The 15236-nt window shown below is 64.0% G+C and carries 22 protein-coding genes; 2 read left to right on the top strand and 20 right to left on the bottom strand.

The window, feature by feature from the left end; genetic code table 11:
• Position 1: 1 nt before the first annotated feature.
• From OSH05_RS22175 to OSH05_RS22085, 19 genes are all read right to left on the bottom strand, one after another.
• Positions 2-1171, bottom strand: coding sequence for a baseplate J/gp47 family protein (locus OSH05_RS22175; RefSeq protein WP_104220652.1), 1170 nt, complete (start codon positions 1169-1171; stop codon positions 2-4).
• Positions 1168-1524: a hypothetical protein gene (locus OSH05_RS22170; protein WP_104220651.1), complete on the bottom strand. Its 357-nt coding sequence runs from the start codon at positions 1522-1524 to the stop codon at positions 1168-1170. Before OSH05_RS22170 ends, OSH05_RS22175 begins: the two co-directional genes overlap by 4 nt.
• Positions 1521-2183 (bottom strand): Gp138 family membrane-puncturing spike protein, encoded by a 663-nt coding sequence (locus OSH05_RS22165; protein WP_104220650.1) that lies wholly within the window; start codon positions 2181-2183, stop codon positions 1521-1523. Before OSH05_RS22165 ends, OSH05_RS22170 begins: the two co-directional genes overlap by 4 nt.
• A 32-nt stretch (positions 2184-2215) precedes the next feature.
• Positions 2216-3160 carry a phage protein gene (locus OSH05_RS22160; protein ID WP_104220649.1) on the bottom strand — a complete coding sequence of 315 codons (945 nt, stop codon included), beginning with the start codon at positions 3158-3160 and terminating at the stop codon, positions 2216-2218.
• Entirely contained in the window at positions 3160-3474 is a 315-nt protein-coding gene (locus tag OSH05_RS22155; protein WP_104220648.1) for a phage baseplate plug family protein, read from the bottom strand. The genes OSH05_RS22160 and OSH05_RS22155 overlap by 1 nt, the downstream gene beginning before the upstream one ends.
• Positions 3471-4001, bottom strand: a complete 531-nt coding sequence (locus OSH05_RS22150; protein ID WP_104220647.1) for a phage baseplate protein — start codon at positions 3999-4001, stop codon at positions 3471-3473. Before OSH05_RS22150 ends, OSH05_RS22155 begins: the two co-directional genes overlap by 4 nt.
• Positions 3998-6013: a hypothetical protein gene (locus tag OSH05_RS22145; RefSeq protein ID WP_104220646.1), complete on the bottom strand. Its 2016-nt coding sequence runs from the start codon at positions 6011-6013 to the stop codon at positions 3998-4000. Before OSH05_RS22145 ends, OSH05_RS22150 begins: the two co-directional genes overlap by 4 nt.
• The gene (locus OSH05_RS22140; RefSeq protein ID WP_165801682.1) at positions 6006-6155 is read right to left on the bottom strand and encodes a DUF6889 family protein; all 150 of its coding nucleotides are present in this window, start codon (positions 6153-6155) and stop codon (positions 6006-6008) included. The genes OSH05_RS22145 and OSH05_RS22140 overlap by 8 nt, the downstream gene beginning before the upstream one ends.
• A gap of 47 nt (positions 6156-6202) precedes the next feature.
• Complete coding sequence (locus OSH05_RS22135) at positions 6203-6631, bottom strand: phage tail assembly chaperone (RefSeq protein ID WP_104220645.1); 429 nt, start codon at positions 6629-6631, stop codon at positions 6203-6205.
• Between the two features lie 10 nt (positions 6632-6641).
• Complete coding sequence (locus OSH05_RS22130; protein WP_104220644.1) at positions 6642-7100, bottom strand: phage protein; 459 nt, start codon at positions 7098-7100, stop codon at positions 6642-6644.
• Positions 7101-7112: 12 nt separating this feature from the next.
• Positions 7113-8594 carry a DUF3383 domain-containing protein gene (locus OSH05_RS22125; protein WP_104220643.1) on the bottom strand — a complete coding sequence of 494 codons (1482 nt, stop codon included), beginning with the start codon at positions 8592-8594 and terminating at the stop codon, positions 7113-7115.
• A complete protein-coding gene (locus tag OSH05_RS22120) occupies positions 8591-9199 on the bottom strand; it encodes a phage neck terminator protein (protein WP_104220642.1) in 609 nt (202 codons plus the stop codon). Before OSH05_RS22120 ends, OSH05_RS22125 begins: the two co-directional genes overlap by 4 nt.
• The gene (locus tag OSH05_RS22115; RefSeq protein WP_104220641.1) at positions 9196-9561 is read right to left on the bottom strand and encodes a hypothetical protein; all 366 of its coding nucleotides are present in this window, start codon (positions 9559-9561) and stop codon (positions 9196-9198) included. The genes OSH05_RS22120 and OSH05_RS22115 overlap by 4 nt, the downstream gene beginning before the upstream one ends.
• Positions 9562-9568: 7 nt before the next feature.
• Entirely contained in the window at positions 9569-10048 is a 480-nt protein-coding gene (locus OSH05_RS22110; RefSeq protein ID WP_104220640.1) for a phage virion morphogenesis protein, read from the bottom strand.
• The gene (locus tag OSH05_RS22105) at positions 10045-10434 is read right to left on the bottom strand and encodes a DUF4054 domain-containing protein (RefSeq protein WP_104220639.1); all 390 of its coding nucleotides are present in this window, start codon (positions 10432-10434) and stop codon (positions 10045-10047) included. The genes OSH05_RS22110 and OSH05_RS22105 overlap by 4 nt, the downstream gene beginning before the upstream one ends.
• 70 nt (positions 10435-10504) lie before the next feature.
• Complete coding sequence (locus OSH05_RS22100) at positions 10505-11557, bottom strand: DUF2184 domain-containing protein (protein ID WP_104220638.1); 1053 nt, start codon at positions 11555-11557, stop codon at positions 10505-10507.
• 109 nt (positions 11558-11666) lie between these two features.
• A complete protein-coding gene (locus OSH05_RS22095) occupies positions 11667-12158 on the bottom strand; it encodes a structural cement protein Gp24 (protein WP_104220637.1) in 492 nt (163 codons plus the stop codon).
• 31 nt (positions 12159-12189) lie between these two features.
• A complete protein-coding gene (locus tag OSH05_RS22090) occupies positions 12190-13521 on the bottom strand; it encodes a DUF2213 domain-containing protein (RefSeq protein WP_104220636.1) in 1332 nt (443 codons plus the stop codon).
• Positions 13522-13523: 2 nt separating this feature from the next.
• Entirely contained in the window at positions 13524-13940 is a 417-nt protein-coding gene (locus OSH05_RS22085; RefSeq protein WP_104220635.1) for a hypothetical protein, read from the bottom strand.
• Positions 13941-13969: 29 nt separating this feature from the next.
• Between OSH05_RS22085 and OSH05_RS22080 the strand changes: the two genes are divergently transcribed.
• Both OSH05_RS22080 and OSH05_RS22075 read left to right on the top strand, forming a co-directional pair.
• Positions 13970-14242 carry a hypothetical protein gene (locus OSH05_RS22080; RefSeq protein WP_104220634.1) on the top strand — a complete coding sequence of 91 codons (273 nt, stop codon included), beginning with the start codon at positions 13970-13972 and terminating at the stop codon, positions 14240-14242.
• A complete protein-coding gene (locus tag OSH05_RS22075; RefSeq protein WP_104220633.1) occupies positions 14239-14646 on the top strand; it encodes a hypothetical protein in 408 nt (135 codons plus the stop codon). The genes OSH05_RS22080 and OSH05_RS22075 overlap by 4 nt, the downstream gene beginning before the upstream one ends.
• Here OSH05_RS22075 and OSH05_RS22070 read toward each other — a convergent pair.
• Positions 14643-15167, bottom strand: a complete 525-nt coding sequence (locus OSH05_RS22070; protein WP_266352958.1) for a phage head morphogenesis protein — start codon at positions 15165-15167, stop codon at positions 14643-14645. The two genes, OSH05_RS22075 and OSH05_RS22070, sit on opposite strands and share 4 nt — an antisense overlap.
• Between the last annotated feature and the right edge of the window lie 69 nt (positions 15168-15236).

The following is a 15236-nucleotide window of genomic DNA, read 5'->3' as shown; positions in this document are numbered from 1 at the left end:
ATCAGGTCACCACGAGCGTGATATCGGCCGGATCGGCGAAGGCCGCTTCGTTGAAGGCGATCGTCAGATCGACATAGCCGAGTGGGTCGCCATTGAATGCGATCTGCATGTCGGTGAGCGTGTATGTCTTGCTGTCCGCGCCATTGTCGAGGTTTGCCGGGACCGCGATGCGGAAGTAACGGACATCTTCGCCGATCGCGAGCTCCGAGAGCCATTGGGCAACGGCGGTTTGTATCTCCGTGCCGATGCCGGATGTATAGCCGGTCAGGGCCGTGAGGCTGATTTCGACCTTGACGCGCTTCGCCGTCGGCCGAAAGAACCGGATGGTATGATCGAGCCCATATCGGTCGGTCACCACCTCGGCCGTTGTGCCATAGGTATAGGCGCCAGGCGTCTTCTTCGAGGCGATCGCCACCGCGATGGCCTGCGCGTCGCCGCCCTCAACCACCATCGCGATCGAATGCGGCGGGACGCCGTCGCCATCGGTCACATTCGTATCGTTTTCATAGGGGGCATAGCGGGTCACGCCCTCGATCGTCGCGACAGCCCCTGCGATGCCTTCCAGAACGGTGAGGGACGGCAACGCCGTCGAGACCTTCTGCCGGCGGCGGAGATCAGCATCGCTTTCGACCGGTGCGCCAGCCGTCGCGGCAAGCACATTGGTGACGGTCTGCCAGCCGCGGGTCGGCGTCCCGATCGTGGTGATCGTGCCGGGGTCCGCCTCGACCGCGCCAGCATCTTCTGCGGATGCTGTCACGATGATCTCGCCGCCTGGCGGAATGGTCACCGTCGACGGCAGGAACCACCGATGGGTGCCATCAGTTGCGATCCCGGTCGAGATGACGGTCCCGGCCTGGCCGATGATCGTCAGGTCGACCGTGGAATGTGTCGGAATCGCCCGTGCAATGCCATTGATCTTGACGTTGCTGGAAAGCCCGGCACCCTGCCCGGTCGTCGGTGAGTAGGAATTATAGACCGCGGCCGCCATCGTGCAGGAATCGTAGTGGGCGAGCGCAAGGATCGCCACCCATTGCCCGTCCTGGCTATCGTTGCCGAGATAGACGTCGCTGCCGTAGATGCCGCGGAACTCCGTCTGGAAATACGCCAGCACGTCGTCATAGCTCGGGACATGAATGCCCGTCGCGTCGATGGTGCAGACCGGCGCGCTCATGAGAAGGTTCCCGTCACGATGGTCTGGCCGTATTGCGTGTCGATCGTCGCTGCGACGGTGAAGGCTCGCGGCTCGCGATCGAGATTGCTTTCATAGGCCGCGATGCCGGTAACGCCGGGGGTACCCAAAATCCGAGAACGGATCACGGCATCGCGAGTGTCTCCCGTGTATTTGCCGAGCACTCGCGTCTTCCAGGCAGTGCCATCGTCGGTATCGAGGAACCACTCTCCGAGAAAGAGATAGAGCCGCGACAGAACCGCTTGGGCCGGCGCGTCGCGTTGGTCGCGCCAGTAGGAGCGCTGTCCGCCGCCGAACACCATGTCGCCGTCGGCATCAATCCTCCGGACCCTCACGACGTCGGCCCTCCGGTGTTGCTGGCGCCCGTCGTGACGCCGGTATGCTTGTGATTTGCGAGGCTGATGCCGTTCAGGATGATGTCGCCGTTCACCGTGAGGTCGCCGGTATAGGTGATGCCGCCCGCTGCCGCCGCGGTGACGGCGCCGGGCGTGTTGAGATCGATATCGCCATTCGGCTTCAGGGAGATCGACGAGGTCCCGTCATCGCTACGGAGTTGCACGGCGTCCGAAGACACCCCTGGCAAGGCCTTCGGGTTCGAGCGGAAGCCGACCATGACAAAGGCATCGGAGAGATCGTGCATGCGGCGCGCGCCTTGCTGCTGCTCTCCGCCGGATTGGTGCCAGCTATCGACGGGACGCGACGCGATGATGGCGAGCGCTTCGTCTCCCGCCTTCACCGGGAACGTCATCGACACGCCGCCGCCCCCAGGAAAGTGAATCGGGGCGTCGGGCAGCACCGGCATGGACTGCCATTCCTGCGAGCCGTCCGGCTTGCGGATTGCCACCTTCTGCGTCGGCTGTACCGAGCAGGTCTGCTTCCCGAAATCGACGCTGATGATGGTGCACGGGACCGCAGTCCACATGCCGGCCTGAAGGGCACGGCCGGCGGCATCCTGCTGTTCGGTATGGTCGTCGAAGCGCTGGCGGAGGTCCATTCGGTGTGAGCCCTATGTGAATGAATAGATCGTCATCGAGCGTTCGGGTCGAGGACGACACCCCGTTGCGATATCGCTGCCGGGATGATCCCCTTGCCGTCGGCGCGAATGCAGACAAGATCGGTGAAGTATGGGTTGCCGCGGCTATCACCCGCGTGGTCAACGACATAGACCTTGTAGAAACCATCGTCCGCCGTGCTCGGAATCATGCTGTTTTTGACTTCGTCGGGGATCGATGGGCCGAGCGGCGCGTCTTGGACGGATGCCTGATCAATCTGGATGATGCTGCCGATCTTGAATTGCGGGTTAAGCAGCGTCCTGACCTCGATCCCGTCTAAGGTCTGCGTCGGCAGCCCAATCATGCCGGTGCGGCTGTTCACGACGATCGCGTCTCCCGGCCGGGACTCATCGTTCTTGATCATCTGGAACTCGCCGTTCTGGATTGACCACGACGTGTTCGTGGCCTGGGCGATGTTGCGAAGGATGTCGCGGGCCATGCCGAACAGGACAACGCCGCGCGGCATCTTGGCGGAGCCGAGATCGGCGATGTAGCCGACCTTGATCCCCATCGCCTTCATCGGCTCCAGCGCGGCATCGACCTGCTGCCGGAACGTCGACCCCGCCGCGAGCGTCCGGTTCACCACCGAATAATTGTGCGCCCGCCCTCCGTCCGTTCCGAGGATCGTCAAATAGGTGTCGGTCGGGTTCTCGCGGCCATAGCGGATCTGGCGAATCTCGCCTTCGAAGATCGTCGCAAAATTCTCGGCATAGCCTGCCTGGAGCGTGACCTTCGTGTATTCCTTCTTGGCCTTGTCGACGGTGTTCGGCGCCGGGTTGGAGACCGTGATCTCAGCCCAATTTGGGGTCTGCAGATCGAACTGCCGAACCTGAAACCGGATGCGCAGCGCCGACAGGTCCATTTCCTCGCCGCCGTCGCCGAGCGTCAGTTTTACCTTTCGAATCCATTGACGCGCCATCACAGCACCTGGAAATAAAGGTTGCCGGCAGCGCCAAGATTATCGAAGGTTGGCACCGCGTCGACGTCCGCATCGGTCTGCACCCAGAGTTCGCCGCCGAGGGCGAGATAGGCATAGGCCTCGAGAAGATCGCGGCCGGTGACGAGCGGGATGCCGGCCAGGATGCTGTTGTCGTTGGTGTCGGCGATATCGAGGATCCATCCGCCTTCGATGGTGTCGAGATAGGCGAGCCGAAGTCGGTACTGTGTCGATCCCAACGTGATTGAAAAGACCTGCGGCGTCGCGGAGAGCGGGACCTCATAGACTTTCGTCATCTTGATCCGATACCCCCGATCGATGTGGTCGCGAGCTGCTTCGTCCCGCTCGAAACGGTCGTGGTCGTTTTCTGCGGCATGGCCTGCGACGACTTCGAATTTCCAACCGACGTCACCTCGGTCGAGACGATGATGACCTCGCGCAGCAGAACGCGCAGCATCGCCGCATTGGGCGTCTGCTCGTTCGTCGTCCGCTCCAGACCGGCGATGAGCATGTTCGGATAGGAGCGCGATGGCGTGAAGACGGTGAAGGGCTCCCGCATCTCCTGGAGCGCGAGCATCTCCTGGTAGACCTCGTCGGCATAGCCGACATAGCCGGCCGTGCTGTCCGACCAGCCGCACTGCATTTCGAGTTCGATCGGCATCGAGAAGGCGTGATCGGAGATCGACGCCCCCTTCTCGACGGGGTGCTGCGTGATGAAGAGCGTGTCGCGCGCCGTCTCTTCGATCACGACGTCGGGTATGACCGTGCCGATGATCCGCTGCGGCTGGATCAGGATGGCGACGGCGTCGTCAAGGATCGTCATTGGACGGCGCCCGTCACATTGCTGATGATGTTCTTGTTGACGCGGCCCTGCGCCTTTTCAACCGCAGCACCCGTCGCGACCGGATCGGAGGCGCCATAGACATTGACCGTCGTGTTCGGCGCGATCGTCGTGGTCTTCGACGAAGAGTTCGTGGTGCCGACCGGCAGCAAGGGCCCCGGGGCAAGCCAGCGGTCGCGCGACCACCAGTCGTCCGAGGCGGCCGGCGCCGGGGCGGTCAGCGGCGGCGGATAGGCCTTATAGCTATCGCCATTCGGTTCGACCGGCTTCCGCGGCACCGGCAGGATTTCGCCATAGACCGGAACAGGCTTCGCGATGGGCTTGTCGCTGTCAGCCAGGGCGGCCGTCACGCTATCCGCAGAAATCGACGAGCGCTGGCCGGCATAGTGACTACGATCGCCGTTCGCAGGATCCGGGAACGACGCCCATTCCTTCGAAAGCGTGAACCGGCGCCAGTAGGCGATATCCCCGCCGTACCTGGCCTGTAGGGCATCGGCCTCCTTCATGCGCCGGGCCACGAGCCAGTTGGCAATCTTCCGCTGGTTTTCCGGGGTGAACAGATCATCGGTCCCGACAACGCCGGCCTTGATGGCGTCTCGCAACGTGCTTCGCATGATCTGGAAGGCGCCGATCGCTGACGAGCCCCACATGCCCTTCTGAATGTCGAGGATCTGCGCGACCGTCTTGTCGGTCAGCGTGCCCTTGATCTGGTGTCCGAAACTGTCGTCGAAGCCGCGGGTCGTGGTGCCTTCGGCCTTCATGATCAGGTCGAGGAGAGGGCCGCCTTCGCTTGAGACGTTCCCGCCGCTGCCGCCGCCAAGCCCGATCTTCTCCTTGAACCCTTGCCAAAGCCCTCCCCATGTCCAACGGCCCCGGGGCGCTTCGCCGGCCGGGTTGATCATGCCGGGGCCCGAATAGCCGCGGTTCCACATGCCGGTGACCGGCGAGCGCATCGGCTGGTCAGTCACAGCATTGATCGCCATGGAACCGCCGCCGATCAAAGCGAGAATAGGCGTCAGCCATCCGAAGGCACCTGCGGCCTCTCCGGCGGCAGCCTTCATGCCGAGGAGCCATCGGCCGGCCGTGTAGGCCAAGACTAATTCGAGTGCACCCTGGAGCCCGTCTTTACCGACCGACTTCGCCATGCCGTCGAACGCGGTCCAAACGGGTTCCAAATTCTTCGCCAGCGACACGAGATCCTCGGCGACACCGACCAGCGCTTTGCTGACGGCCGTGACAGCGGCGACGATTTCGTCCTTGTGTTCTGCGATCCACGTCTGAAGGTTCTTCAGCGCCTCGTTGATGGCCGGCCCAAGTTCCACCGCGATCTTGTCGACGACCAGCCCGATCTGCATCTGCAGGTCGCGGAAGTTCGTCATCAGCTCGTTCGCGGCCTTGGCGGCCTTGTCCGGGTCGACGCCCATTTCGGCGGCAGCTTTCTTCTGCCGCTCCATGAGCTTTTGAATTTCATCCGCACGTCCACGGATGATGTTGAACGTGTTCTCGTCGAGGCCGAACAAAGCGGCGTATTGCGCGCCAATATACTGCGGCTGCTTCGACAGAGCTTTGTCGAGGTCGACCAGGATGTCGACGGTCTCGCGAAGGCCACCCTTGGCATCGCGGGTCTGAACGCCGAGTTGCTGAAGAAGGCTTTCCTTTGCCGGATTGGTCCTAAGCGACTGCGCCACCGCTGCGATGGCTCGTTCGGCCGTCGAACCGTCAGCGCCGAGTTGACCGAGCGCGTAGCTCAACGCCTTTATATTGCTGACCGATGTGTTGGTCCGCTGCGCCGCGAAATAGAGATCGTCAAAACCAGATGCGATCTTGATGACAGCAACCTGGATGGCGGTTACTGCAGCGGTGAGGCCGGCCGCGACGGCGGCGGCTGTCTTGCCTGCAGATTCGAGCGAGCCCTGAAACCGCTTCTCGCCGGCCGCGTCGATCTTGAAGCCGAGCGCGACCAGATATTCGCGGAGGATGTTCTCGTCAGCCATCGGTTTTCGTCGCCTCGCGATACCGGGCCGCGTTCTCGCTCTCGACGCTGATGGCGTCGTTCATTCGGACAAGGTCGATGAGATCGACCGAACCGTCCTTCAGGCTCTCATAGCGACAGAGGCCACGCAGAACCGGCCTCATGATCCAGTCCTCCCCATCGGGCAGGCTGATCGCGTCGAAGGACGGCCCTACCGGCCCGCGCCGCTCGAAACGGAACGGAGGGCGGCGGAAAAAGACCCGACATTGTCCTGGATCACCCGCACCGTGATCGCCAGCATCTGCGGCATGTCGATGTCTTCGAACATCATCCGCTTCGCGTCGCGATTGAAGACAGGAGACCAGCCTGCGCCGCCGGACTGCTGCCGATCGACCACGGCGAGGCAGGATTGGATGACGAAGTCGCAATCCTCCGCCGGCATCGCCGCAATGGCCTGCATGAGCGGCATCATCGCGCCGACCAGATCGTCGCCGAGGCCGGCCCCGGCGGCGAGCATCGGGGCGAGCGACTGCATGAACGGCGCCACGGCCGGCGTCAGTTTTCGCGCGACATGGAACTGCTGGAACGCATCCATCTTGCGCGACTTGTAGGCGATGCCGCCGACTTCGAATTCTGCCATGTGTCAGGCCTCAGATCGCCGGGGTGCCGTTGCCCAGAATGGTGTCGATCGCGATGGCGTCGAACGACCATTCATGGGTATTTCCGTCTTTGGCATAGGAGAGGTCCGGCACCTTCTTGAAGGCACAGCCCCGCGCCGTCGTGGTGTCGCCGGAGATCGGATTGCGGACCACGATGACGTTGCGGCCATGGTTCGCCGACGAGAAGGTCTGGAAATTGTAGAGCGCCATCAGCATCTGGTTGACCGGCGAGGTCTTCAGCAGACGAATGGCAAGGGTGCCGTGCCGGCCGGCGTGCAGCGAGTGCATGCCGGAGCCGTCGGCGCCCATCGTCATCGTGTTCTTGTCCTCACCGCGGGCGATGGTGATGCCCTCTTCGGCGTTGGCGGCATTGGGGCCGCCGATCGTGAAGGCGCCGCCCGGGCCAGTGATGGCGGCCTGGACGTCGAGAAAGCTATACGTACCGCTCATGACCTATCGCCCTTACCGGTTGACGTTGATGGTGATGTCGACGGAATGGACGGCACCGGCGAGCTTGATCGCGCATTGAATGGGGACCGACTTCCGGGCCTCGCGATCGGCCTGCGCCTGCGACGCGACCGGCGGGGCATAGACGTAGAAGCCCTTCGTCAGCGTGTCTCCCTGGGCCAGTTGGCCGAAGCCGGCGGCATTCCAGACGCCGGGAGCGACGAGTCCGTTGGTGACGGACTGGCCGAGCGCCGCCTCGATCGTGGTGACGATGAGGTGCGTGCCGGCGTCGGTCTGCGGGATCTTCGTCAGGCTGGTATAGAGCAGGTTCCAAACATCGGTCTGGACCTTGTTCTCGAGCCAGTCGGTGCCGTGGACCTCGTCGAAATAGTAGCCATTCGACATCACCCCTTCCTGGATGATGGCGGCGCCGTTGTCATAGTTGACGAAAACGTTGATGTGCTTTGCCTTGAGCGCGGCGGCCTGCGTCTCCGTAATCGTCTCGGCAACGATGCCTGGCTCTGTCTTGAACTTCATCGTGAGGGTCGTGTTCGAGCCCTCGAAGTCGACAGTTGCGGCGCGGCCGAAGAACGAGGCCACCGCATAGGGATCGCTGGTGCTGTACTGGACGAACGACCGCTTATAGGCACCGACTTTCAGCAGATAGCCGATGTCGGTCGTCGACGAGCCGTCGATAGCCGTGGTGGCCTGGACCGTGATGCCGAGCAGCCGCTTCTTGGCGCTGGCCTCGATATAGTCGGCAGCGGCGAGGACATCGGAGTTGCTCGGGAGCGCCGCCGCGATGATGGCGGCATACCAGTCGCCGGACACATTGGCGAGCGCCTGCAAGGCGGTGACGAGCGTCTCGGCAGCGATGCCGTCGACCGGCGCCGAAGCGAGCCCTGTGGTGAGCTTGAGCTGCGCCGAGATATCGGTGCCGGAGCCCGCCGCGATGGCATAGGTCAGGGTCGAGGAGGCGCCCGTCGTCGGGCTCGTCACCTCGAAGCGGCCATAGACGGCATTCCAGACGACGGTCGCGCCGCTGAGCGCTGTAGTGATTACGGTGGCAACACCGTTCAGATTGGTCTGCGCCGAGAAGTCGAGGCCGGTCAGCGTCTTCAGCGTGCCGTTGACGGTGATCTTGAGCGATCCCGTCGTGATCGCGGTCCAGTTGGCGAGTACCTGTTCGGCAGCGGAGAGGACACCGCCCTTCAGGGTGCCATGCGTCGCCGCGGCGGCCCATTTGCCGATATAGAGGAGATCCGGCTGCGGGCTCTGGGAGAAGAACCGCACCGCTGCGAGATATTCCGGATCGGTCGACGAGAAGTCCTGAGCGACACCGGCGATGGTGGCGTAGCTGCGGATCCGTTCGCGGGTATCGATCGTGTTGACCGAACCGACGATGAGGCCGGCGCCGAAATTGCGATACGGCGTCGCCAGAGGGGACATGACGATGTCCACATTGACGACGTCGTTGACGGAAAGGCCCGCGCTCATGTCGGTGTCTCCCAGGATTGCGAATGATCGGGTTCGGCCTCGAAGGAGCCCTGAGCCGAAAGAAGGTTGAGAACCGGATAGGTCCGATCGATCCGGCGGCGGAAGGTCAGCGGAAGGTCGCAGCGGCGAAGCCAGCGCTGGTTGACGAGATCGGGCACGGCAATGACCGTGCCGCAGGCGATGAAGGAGAGGCCGATATCGACCCCTGCCGTCGTGGTCGCCGTCCGGATCATGTCGCGGTTCTGCGCCAGCGCGAGACCGTCGCGGAGCCGGGCCGCATTGGCCGAGGCCTGCGGTCCATAGAATGAGACCAGCACCTCAAGGGTTTCGTGGCGCTGCATTTTGTCGGCGCCGTCGCCCGTCGGGTCGTGCGCGATATAGGCGTTGGCATCGGGTGTCGCCAAAACGACGCCAACGGCCGCCCATGACGTCGCCGCGCTGGGCTGCTGTGGCGGGGTGGCCTGCCAACGCGGCCGAACCAGAGTGCCGTCGAGACCGGTGATGCCGACAACGGCGGCCTGCAACGCATCGGCGAGGCTATCGTCTTCGCCGGGCGGCGTCCCGGTTGGAACCAGATAGCCACCCGTCGCGCTGGTGTTGCTCATGTCAACTGCACCAGCTCACAGCCGGCAACGACAAAACCGGCGCCAAAGGACGAATAGTCGTTGAGCGCCGAAACGGTATAGTCGCGGCCGCGCCACGTCAGGACGTCGGCCTCGACATTGTCGGCGCTCGCGACAAGGCGCGCGGTGGTATGCACCAGGATCGAGCCGCCGACCCGCGCCAGATCCGGGAACCGCTTCAGGACATCACCGCTGTTCGATGTCACGACGCCGGAGATCGTGCTCTGCACCGACGTCCGGGTCGCGCGACCGTTGCTACCCGTGGTCTGCGTCGAGCGGGTCAGCACCAGCGTGTCGGCGAAATCCGGGTCGGCGAGGACATCGGAGACGTCAAGCAACGGCATGGACGCCTCACTTCTTGCGGACGACGAAGTTGATGGAGTTCCGCAGCTGGCCGGTGTCGATCAGCGGGATTTCCCCGGTGCGGCCCCGGCGGCGACGATCAGCCAGGGTGTTCGGTGCCAGCGGTGGCGGGATACCCTCGTTGATCTTGCTCTTGATGGACGACTGCGCGATCAGGCCGACGGCCATCATGGTTTGGTCGACGGCTTCCTTGTCGCCTTGAAGCGTCTTGACGGCGCCCGCCTTCATCTTGTTCGCGATCGAGCCCTCTGCGGATTCGATGCCGGGCCGCATGAAAGGTCGCGCCGGGATATTGGCCTCCGGCGCCCCGTTGTCGTGGATGTAGGCCAGGGCCGCATTCGTGATCGGCTCGCCGTCCTGTCGCTCGGTTTCGCCGGCCGGGACGCCGACCAGGACACGGCTCTGCGTCAGGCTCTTGATCTGCTTCATCAGATCCTCGCTGCGGTCGATCGTCAGCTTGACGGTCACAGCTGGATCCCGCCGGCACCGAACATGCGCGCCAGCTGTTGAAAACGGACGCCATAGGTCGTCAGGTTCCAGGCTCCGGCGCCCTCCAGAGTGCCGGCTCCGGTATCGTAGGAGACCGACACCTTATCGACCGTCTTCGACGCGACCGGGCCGCTGGACTGCCCCGGCGAGCCGCCGTTCTGTCCGGCCCGATAGGCGGGCCCGGCGAGGGCCACATTGTGCGCGGCATAGAGTTCGATGCCGGTATCGAGGACCGTTCCCCACCGATCCGCCGGCAACATCTGCGCGGCGAGATCGAGCCAGAACTGGATTGTCTCCGTGCGAAAGACGTCCTGATCGGCGAATTCGGGGAAATGCGCGAGAAAGGTCTGAACGGTCGCAGTCATCGGTTGCCCTGCCATTCAGAGGATGTCCCGGCGGCATCGCGCCGCCGGGCCGTTAGCGCGTGAACGGCGATCAGCCGATGCCGTCGCGGTAACCGATGGTTTCCGGGTAGACGGTCTCGACGACGCCGAGCGACCCGAAATATGGCACCTTGACGTAGATGCCCTGATACTGCGGCGCGACAGGCTGCAGCGGCACCATCGGGAAGCGGACGAACTCCGGACGCTGGCTGTAGGCAACCATGCGATCCGCCGACGCACTGGGAAGGTTCGCCGTGGCCAGCCACTTCACCGACATGATCTCGAGCGGGATGCCCTTCTCAGCGGTGAGGATGTTGTTCGCCTTCAGGAACTCGAGGATGGTCGTGTTGGCCGCCGACGATGCGACCGTGGTCGAGATGTATCCGAACGGGGTCGGCGCCACGAGGAGCTTGGTCGGCGGGCTGGTGTAGCCCGATGCCGCCCAGACCGAGATCAGCAGCTCATTGACGTCGGCGCGGATCTCGTCCGGCGTCTTGTTGACCCAGGTCGTCGACCCGGCTGCGCCGACGGCCACGGTGGCCGAATTGGTCACGTTGGCCGAATTCAGCAGGCCGGTCGTGCCGATATCGGTGGCGCCGACATAGGCGACCTGATCGGCATCCATCTGATGCTTGCGGTTCAACGCCGCCAGCATCTGGACATCGATCGGTCGGCCGGTGAGACGTGCCGATTCCAACTCTGGAACGGTATAGGCGACTTCCATCGCCCACATGTTCAACGGCGAGACGATCTTGCCGATGTCGAGTTGTGCGCGCGGCAGCGTCGTCGTATCGCGACCGGCCCATGCGACACCGCCGGGCGTGACGCCGCCATTGGCGCCGAAGGTCGAGAGCGTGTAGCTCGACGAGGTATCGCCGATCTGGACGTCGGTGCGCAGATCGATATCGCGGGTCCACGTCGTCGCGATCAGCGGCTCGTGGATGACCGGGTCGAGGCGCTCGAGCTCGCCGATCAGGAAGGCGCCGGCGCTGTCATACGTCGCCTGATCGAAGGTGGTGAAGGCGTCCCGCGTGAAGGCGCGGGGAACATAAGGGGCCGGGACAAGCGCCGTCGACCCCACGAAGTCGCGAGAATGGAAGGACATGAAAAAGGCTCCATCAGGGGGCCGGGCGCGTCGTCTCGACGGGCCGTGCGCCTTGCCGAAGGGCGGGTGCAAGGGCGGGGGACGACGGCGGGGCGATGCCCGCCGGGCCTTAGATGTTGTAGGCGACCTCGACGATGCCGTTGGCATCCGCAGGGCCGGTGAAGAACGCGCCAGTGATGGCGACGCCGGTGCCGCCGCCAGCCGGCGATGCCGCCGTGACGATGTCGCCGACGACGACAGTGCCGCCGGCCGTCGTCACGGCATAGACCTGGCCGCCCTTGGCCGCGGTGCCCAGCTTCAGGACAACCGACATGTAGCCACGGCGGAGGACGTCGATGATGCCCGACGTCGGCGGCGTCGCGGCACCGAGGCCGTTGGTGGTCGACTGCGCCGGGTAGGGGCGGACGGCGAGGCCATTGCTGACCGTGCCGGCGTCACCGGAAGCCAGGGGCTGGATCTTGCCGGCAACGACCTTCGTGAAGGCGCCATAGGCCGTCGGGGGCGTGCCGGAATCGATGATCCCCTGCTCGATCGTCAAGCTGTCGGTTCGAGAGACGGTACCGGCGAAACCCGCCGGCACCCGCGTAGCATAGGCAACCATGATGATATCCTCTTCGGGTTGCTGGTGGGGCTCAGGCGCCGGCGCGCGCCGAGGCGCGACGTTCCTTGATCAGGGCGTCATACTTCGCCGCGGTCATCGGACCCTGCGGGAACGTCCGATCGGCCACGGACGGACGTCCGCTCTTGTTTGCCGCGGCCGCGATGGCGGAAGCGGCATTGAAGATCACCTCGGCGGCATCCGCCGTCAGGGTGTCGAAATTGATCGCCTTGCCGCCGAATGCCGCTTCGACATGCGGCTTCCGCTTCGGATCGGCATAGGCGGCCTTCAGCGTGGCGAGGCGCAGGCCCGCCATGGCATCCTGTGTCGACGTCGGCTTCGCCTTGGCGTCGAAGGTCGGCAGCGAGATACCGGGCGACAGGATTTCCGCCTTGGCGCGGACATCGGCGAAGGCGTCGCGGAGCGTGGCCGAATCCATGGTGGCGTCGGGCTTGTCCTTGTCCTTGTCCTTCTCCGTGACGGCAGGATCCTCGTCGGCCACGGGAGGTTTGGCGAGCTTGCCGACAGTCTCCGCGAGCGTCGCAATGGACTGCTCGATCTTGGTCAGGCGCGCGTCGAGGGATTCAGGGAATTCACCCTTCCCGGTCTCGCCCTCATCTTCAGCCTTGGCCTCAACGGGATCGGGCTGTTTGACCTCGATCACGATGCGCTGCGGCTCATCGCCGGCCTCTTCGGCCTGCGCGGCCTGCAGCTCTTCCTCAAGAGCGGCCTCATCCTGGGCCTTGAAGGCCGTCCGGATGCGATCCCATGGGGACCTCTTCTTGGCAGCCATCTTCGGCTCCTCTTCCTGAGATTGATCCTGAATTGCGCATGCCGGGCCGGCGCGACCACGCTCGACAAGGGCGACATGATTTCCGACGATCTTGGTCTGGCGTCCGAGTCCAGGCTTCACCTGTTCGCGCGGCCCGTCGTAGCCGCATGACACTTCGCGCTTTCCGGCAAGGACATCGTCGATGCCGTCCTTGTCAGTGATCAGCAGATCGGCGATCAGATAGTCGGCCTCGATACCGTCGCCACGGCGGGGATCGAGCACGGTCCCTATCGAATAGGCGCGCCAGTTCGCCGGCAGCACGAATTCCGGCGGATGGTTATTGGTCACCGGCTTGCCGTTGAAAGAGGCCAGCGTCTCGCTGGAGAATAGAACGTCGGGGTCCCGCGTGATCGTGACCATGCCGGGACCGGATGGCTCGATGTCCGGCACCTCGTCATGCCGATAGAGCATCGGGCCGACACGAGCGATCCGGACGCCGTCGCAGAACAGGAAGCCTTCCGGCGTCAGATAACGGGTGCGGCCGATCTGCCCATCGACGAGCACCGGCGAGCGATCAGCGGTCGCCTGTGTCATGATCAGGCGCTCAGTGTGCGGTACCACTTGCCGGCGACCGGGCAGAAATAGATCGCCGTGAGCCCGGCACCCTGCGCGACGCCGGTACCGGTGGCGACGTCGTTGACCGTGTCGCTACCGGATCCGAAGACCTGCATGGAATTCGACGCCTGGCCGTTGATCACGACGACGACCATGCCGGCAACAGAAGCCGGCAGCTTGACGCTGTCTGCTGCAGTGGCGACCACGGTGACATGATTGATCGCGGCGGCGAGCAGCGTCGCATTCGTTTTGCCGCCACCGGCGCGCGCCGTGATCGTCGTGGCGACGGAGAGCAGCGGATAGCCGCCGATCGCGGCGTTGCCGGCCACGGCGAGCGAGCCGAAGTCACCGACGGCGGCCGAATTCTTGCCCTTGCGGACATAGGCGGGAAGAACCATGGTCGTGATCCTGTGTTGGAGAGGCCCGCTTGACCGGATTGCGAAGCACGCCGGCTGAAATCGTCGACGACCTGCGGGAACTCGCCGATCTTGCCGCCGATGAAATGAACGAGGACAATGCCGCCCTCGCAAAGGTGATGGACGTTCCGACCTGGCGCCCGGAAGACACGACCGAAGGGCAGGCTGCGGATCTGATAGAGCGCTATCGCGGCGCGCTGCAGGAAATAGAAAGCGGCGCCGCTGACCCGCGGGGGGTTGCCGTTGCCGCACTCACAGAGCCGACGGAGGCATCTGACACATGATCATCGCCCTGCTCGTCCTGATACTGCTCGCGATCCTGTTCCCTGGCCTTTTGCGCGCCGCGTTCGTCTGCGTCGCACTCATCGTTCTGTTCGCCATCGGATCTTCGCATCGGGCTTCCGCGATGGACATGCCGACTATCGATGTCGATTCGATCTGTTCGAAGCGGGGTGGCATCCCAGAGGTCAATCAGTGCATCGCCGCCGAGCAGGGTGCGTACGATCAACTGCAGGTGATGTGGCCGGCCCTATCGGCAGAACGCCAGGCGACCTGCATGGACTACTTCCATGAGACGGCAATCAGCCAGCCGTTCCCGCTGACATACCTCAACGCCTGCGTCGTCGCTCAACTCAACCAGCAGCAGGATCAAGACTTTCTGACCAAGCGACAGACGTTTAAGCCCTAGTCCTCAGGGATGATCGGTTCCGCCCAACAGCGGCAATTCCAGATCGCGCCGGGCAAGGCATGATGGCCGGGATCACATTCCGGCGGGTCATCCCATCGGAACGCCTTGCCATTCAGCACCCGATGCGTCGGCCGGACATCGCTGTCGCCGACCGTCCTCCAAATGAACTGCGTCGATCCGATCGATTCAGCACGCGCCTTCGTCAGTTCCGTCGCCGTGCGGCTGACCTCGGTTCGGGCGATCAAGGTTGCGCGGCTCTTCGTGACCTCGCCGGTTCGCATGATTTCGTCCGCGATGTCCGTGGCGCGGCGGCCCGTCGTTATCCCTTCCAAGGTCAGCTTGCGGACCCGATCGGCCGCTTCGGTCGGTAGGCTGGTGATCAGGGCCGTTTGCCGATCAAGCGCGGCTCTCATCGCGCGGCCGACTTCCGACTGGCCGATTTCGGCGCGCAGCAGCCTGCCGATCTCCTTCGATGCATCCTTCCACATGCGCTCGTCACGACGACTGACGTCAGAGATCATGGCTTTCGCGGTCGCCGTCGCCCATCCCGTGATGATGGCGGCATATCCATCGAGAGCAGCTGCGACGCG

Source organism: Kaistia algarum, assembly GCF_026343945.1.
GTDB classification, from domain to species: Bacteria; Pseudomonadota; Alphaproteobacteria; order Rhizobiales; family Kaistiaceae; genus Kaistia; species Kaistia algarum.
Note: the sequence above shows the minus strand (reverse complement) of the source record. Positions and strands in the feature narration are given on the sequence as shown.

Bases quoted from the DNA above. Each gene is read 5' to 3' on its own strand.
- OSH05_RS22175 (WP_104220652.1), bottom strand. From the start codon at position 1,171: ATGAGCGCGCCGGTCTGCACCATCGACGCGACGGGCATTCATGTCCCG.
- OSH05_RS22165 (WP_104220650.1), bottom strand. From the start codon at position 2,183: ATGGACCTCCGCCAGCGCTTCGACGACCATACCGAACAGCAGGATGCC.
- OSH05_RS22160 (WP_104220649.1), bottom strand. From the start codon at position 3,160: ATGGCGCGTCAATGGATTCGAAAGGTAAAACTGACGCTCGGCGACGGC.
- OSH05_RS22155 (WP_104220648.1), bottom strand. From the start codon at position 3,474: ATGACGAAAGTCTATGAGGTCCCGCTCTCCGCGACGCCGCAGGTCTTT.
- OSH05_RS22150 (WP_104220647.1), bottom strand. From the start codon at position 4,001: ATGACGATCCTTGACGACGCCGTCGCCATCCTGATCCAGCCGCAGCGG.
- OSH05_RS22145 (WP_104220646.1), bottom strand. From the start codon at position 6,013: ATGGCTGACGAGAACATCCTCCGCGAATATCTGGTCGCGCTCGGCTTC.
- OSH05_RS22140 (WP_165801682.1), bottom strand. From the start codon at position 6,155: ATGAGGCCGGTTCTGCGTGGCCTCTGTCGCTATGAGAGCCTGAAGGAC.
- OSH05_RS22135 (WP_104220645.1), bottom strand. From the start codon at position 6,631: ATGGCAGAATTCGAAGTCGGCGGCATCGCCTACAAGTCGCGCAAGATG.
- OSH05_RS22130 (WP_104220644.1), bottom strand. From the start codon at position 7,100: ATGAGCGGTACGTATAGCTTTCTCGACGTCCAGGCCGCCATCACTGGC.
- OSH05_RS22125 (WP_104220643.1), bottom strand. From the start codon at position 8,594: ATGAGCGCGGGCCTTTCCGTCAACGACGTCGTCAATGTGGACATCGTC.
- OSH05_RS22120 (WP_104220642.1), bottom strand. From the start codon at position 9,199: ATGAGCAACACCAGCGCGACGGGTGGCTATCTGGTTCCAACCGGGACG.
- OSH05_RS22115 (WP_104220641.1), bottom strand. From the start codon at position 9,561: ATGCCGTTGCTTGACGTCTCCGATGTCCTCGCCGACCCGGATTTCGCC.
- OSH05_RS22105 (WP_104220639.1), bottom strand. From the start codon at position 10,434: ATGACTGCGACCGTTCAGACCTTTCTCGCGCATTTCCCCGAATTCGCC.
- OSH05_RS22100 (WP_104220638.1), bottom strand. From the start codon at position 11,557: ATGTCCTTCCATTCTCGCGACTTCGTGGGGTCGACGGCGCTTGTCCCG.
- OSH05_RS22095 (WP_104220637.1), bottom strand. From the start codon at position 12,158: ATGGTTGCCTATGCTACGCGGGTGCCGGCGGGTTTCGCCGGTACCGTC.
- OSH05_RS22090 (WP_104220636.1), bottom strand. From the start codon at position 13,521: ATGACACAGGCGACCGCTGATCGCTCGCCGGTGCTCGTCGATGGGCAG.
- OSH05_RS22085 (WP_104220635.1), bottom strand. From the start codon at position 13,940: ATGGTTCTTCCCGCCTATGTCCGCAAGGGCAAGAATTCGGCCGCCGTC.
- OSH05_RS22075 (WP_104220633.1), top strand. From the start codon at position 14,239: ATGATCATCGCCCTGCTCGTCCTGATACTGCTCGCGATCCTGTTCCCT.
- OSH05_RS22070 (WP_266352958.1), bottom strand. From the start codon at position 15,167: ATGATCTCTGACGTCAGTCGTCGTGACGAGCGCATGTGGAAGGATGCA.